The following is a 3,180-nucleotide window of genomic DNA, read 5'->3' as shown; positions in this document are numbered from 1 at the left end:
TAGCCCCGGCCGAACCACCCCAAACGGAATAATGATTTGAATCAACTTCTAAGCTTTGACGATGGTGATAAATAAAAGAAATAGCTTTAGCTAGATCATCATAAGGATGATTGATCCGATAGATCAAGACAAATGCATTATAGCCCTTTTTACTTAAATACAAGGCATGAGGAAAACTGTCGTGTAAAGCTCCTACATAAACAAAACCACCACCAGCATTACATAAAGCAAACGGGGCATTCTTTTTTCCTTTGAAAAAGAATAGTCCAGTATTATTTTTAGAAGGGTCTTTTAATCTTTCTTCCTTTGAGTAAATATGATAAAAAATTGGGTATTTTTTACTATTTTGATAAAGTGCTTCTATTACTTCAATTGTTTTTTCAACATAAATATGACTATACCATAAATAAATATCTGGTGAACTAATTTGTTTTAATGTCATTTCCTTTTTAATAGGTCGATCAACGGGAAAGATAAGTCTAGCCTCTTTACAAAATGACATTAATTCTATTACTTCTTGAACCGTAGTCTGTTTTGTAATTAATTTATTCATTTTTAGTTTATCTTTTTAAACCACAAATCATTTCTACTGTTGCTGGATCATAATGTGAGAAAAATGAACTAGTATCTTTATTCATAGCAGCAATTGTTTCCATATCTTCCTGACTTAATTCAAAATCAAAGATATCAATATTTTCTTGCATTCTTTCTTTGCGTACTGTTTTAGCTAAAGGCACAATTCCTCTTTGTACTAGCCATCTTAAAATTACCTGTCCAACTGATTTATGATATTTTTTACCAATTTCCATTAAGGTTTCATTAGTAAAAATTCCATTTTTACCTTCTGCAAAAGGGGCCCAGGCCTGCATTTGTACGCCATATTTTTGATTATAGGTTAAAGCTTGATCTTGTTGATGAAATGGATTGACTTCAACTTGATTAGCTGCAGGAATCACATCACTATCTAAACATAAGTCAACCAAACGATCAGGATAGAAATTAGATACACCAATAGCTCTAATTTTTCCTTCATGATATAAATCAATCAAAGCTCGATAAGCCCCATGATAATCTTTAAATGGCTGATGCAATAAAACTAAATCCAAATAATCTAACTGCATTTTCTTTAATGATTCTTCTACTGATGCTTTAGCTTTATCATAACCATAATTACTGATCCATACTTTAGTTGTAATAAATAACTCACTTCGATCAACTGCTGCTTTTTTGATAGCTTTACCAACCGCTTCTTCATTTCCATAAGATTGAGCGGTATCGATCAAACGATATCCAGCTTCAATCGCATCTAAAACAACTTGTTCACATTCATTTTGATCTTTAATTTGAAATACTCCAAAACCAGCTTTAGGCATTTTAATACCATTATTTAATGTTACATATTCCATTATTATTTTCTCCTTTTAATCATGAATTTTTAAAGCATTTAATCGTGTTTCATTGCTTGGATCTTCAGGATCATGAGTTCCTTTTCCTTTATCTAATGCTTGAATAGCCTGCATTTCAGCTTCCGTTAATTCAAAATCAAAAATATCAATATTTCCTTTAATTCTTTCAGGATTAGTTGATTTTGGTAAAGAAATAACTCCTTCCTGGTAGATCCATCTTAAAATAATTTGTCCAGCATTTTTATGATATTTATTAGCTAATGTTACAATAGTTTCATTTTCTAATAAATCTTTATTACCATGTCCTAATGGAAACCAGGCTTCTAAACGAATCTTATCTTCAGCCATTACTTTTCTTAATTCCTTTTGTTGCGTAAATGGATTAAATTCAACCTGATTAACAGCCGGTTTGATTTTCATCCCATTTTTAAATTTATTCCATAAATTAACAGTTACATTAGAAATACCAATAGCTTTAATTTTACCAGCTTCATAAGCCTCTTCTAATGCTTTCCAGGCTCCTAAATAATCACCATAAGGCTGATGTAATAAATATAAATCAATATAATCTACTTGTAATAACCTAAGTGAATTTTCAATTCCCATTTTTGCATTTTCATAACCATAATCTTGTAACCATAATTTAGAAGTAATAAAAATTTCTTGACGGTCAATGCCGCTATCCTTAATTGCTTTGCCTACATCACTTTCATTCATATATGCAGCAGCAGTATCAATATGACGATACCCTGCTTTTAAAGCAGTTAAAGTAACTTCGTAAGTTGGTCCATCATTAGGAACCATAAATACTCCAAAGCCAACTGCAGGGATCAAAACCTGATTGTTTAATTCAAATGATTTCATCACTATTTCCTCCTTTTGTTACTATTATTCTATCTTTATACTTATAAAAAGTACAATAACGATATTGAAAACTGCTATAACATAAATAAATAGTGAAAAGATCGTTAATATATTTATACTATTAGTTAATAAAAATATATACAACTTGATCAAATAAGATTAAAATATATGATACCAGGAGGTAAATCAATGAAAAATCTATATCTTATTAGACATGGGGAAACGTTATTTAATCAACGAAGAAAAATTCAGGGTTGGTGTGATTCCCCGCTTACTGAAAAAGGAATTCAACAAGCCACTCAAGCTAAAGTACTTTTAAGCAAAATTGATTTTGATCACTGTTATTCAAGTACTGCCGAAAGGTGTTGTGATACTTTAGAAATTATTAGTGATCTACCATATCAGCGATTAAAAGGTTTAAAAGAAAGAAATTTTGGTATTTTTGAAGCTGAAAGTGAAGATTTAAATCCGCCAATTGAAAAATACGATGAATTTTTTCCGATTTATGGTGGCGAAACTAAAAAACAAGTACAAGATAGAATGGTAAAAACATTAACTGATATTATGAATAAACCCGATCACCAGACTGTTTTAGCCGTTAGTCATGCTGGTGCTTGTCGCTGTTTTCTTTCACATTTAGGCAATCCAGAAGAATTATTGAATGGTAATAAGTTTTCAAATTGCTGTATCTTGCATTTTCAATTTGATCATAACGAATTTAAATTTATTGAAGTTTTAAACATCTAAAAGCTAAGTATTAAAAACTTGGCTTTTTATTTAAAATAAAAACAGAGAATGTCAAAAGACCATCTCTGCTTTTAATAAAATCTACTTTCCAACTAAGGCTATGGTTCTCCGATTTAATCGTCCCAACTAAGGCTATGATCCTCCGATTTAAGTAAGGTTTTCC

The 3,180-nt window shown here is 30.5% G+C and carries 4 protein-coding genes; 1 reads left to right on the top strand and 3 read right to left on the bottom strand.

What is annotated here, in order from left to right:
* The 3 genes from J7M77_RS09925 to J7M77_RS09915 form a co-directional block, all read right to left on the bottom strand.
* On the bottom strand, positions 1-553 hold a 553-nt coding region (locus tag J7M77_RS09925; RefSeq protein WP_367236983.1), incomplete at its 3' end, for an alpha/beta hydrolase.
* 7 nt (positions 554-560) lie between these two features.
* Entirely contained in the window at positions 561-1,406 is an 846-nt protein-coding gene (locus J7M77_RS09920; protein WP_296878039.1) for an aldo/keto reductase, read from the bottom strand.
* Positions 1,407-1,421: 15 nt separating this feature from the next.
* Entirely contained in the window at positions 1,422-2,270 is an 849-nt protein-coding gene (locus tag J7M77_RS09915; protein WP_296878038.1) for an aldo/keto reductase, read from the bottom strand.
* 189 nt (positions 2,271-2,459) lie between these two features.
* Here J7M77_RS09915 and J7M77_RS09910 point away from each other — a divergent pair, with 189 nt between their 5' ends.
* On the top strand, positions 2,460-3,017 hold the full coding sequence (locus tag J7M77_RS09910) for a histidine phosphatase family protein (protein ID WP_296878036.1): 558 nt from the start codon (positions 2,460-2,462) through the stop codon (positions 3,015-3,017).
* Positions 3,018-3,180: the final 163 nt, after the last annotated feature.

It is taken from the genome of Thomasclavelia sp., assembly GCF_017889095.1.
Lineage (GTDB): Bacteria > Bacillota_I > Bacilli_A > Erysipelotrichales > Coprobacillaceae > Thomasclavelia.
The sequence above is the reverse complement of the archived record's forward strand: the minus strand, read 5'-3'. Positions and strand labels throughout refer to the sequence as shown.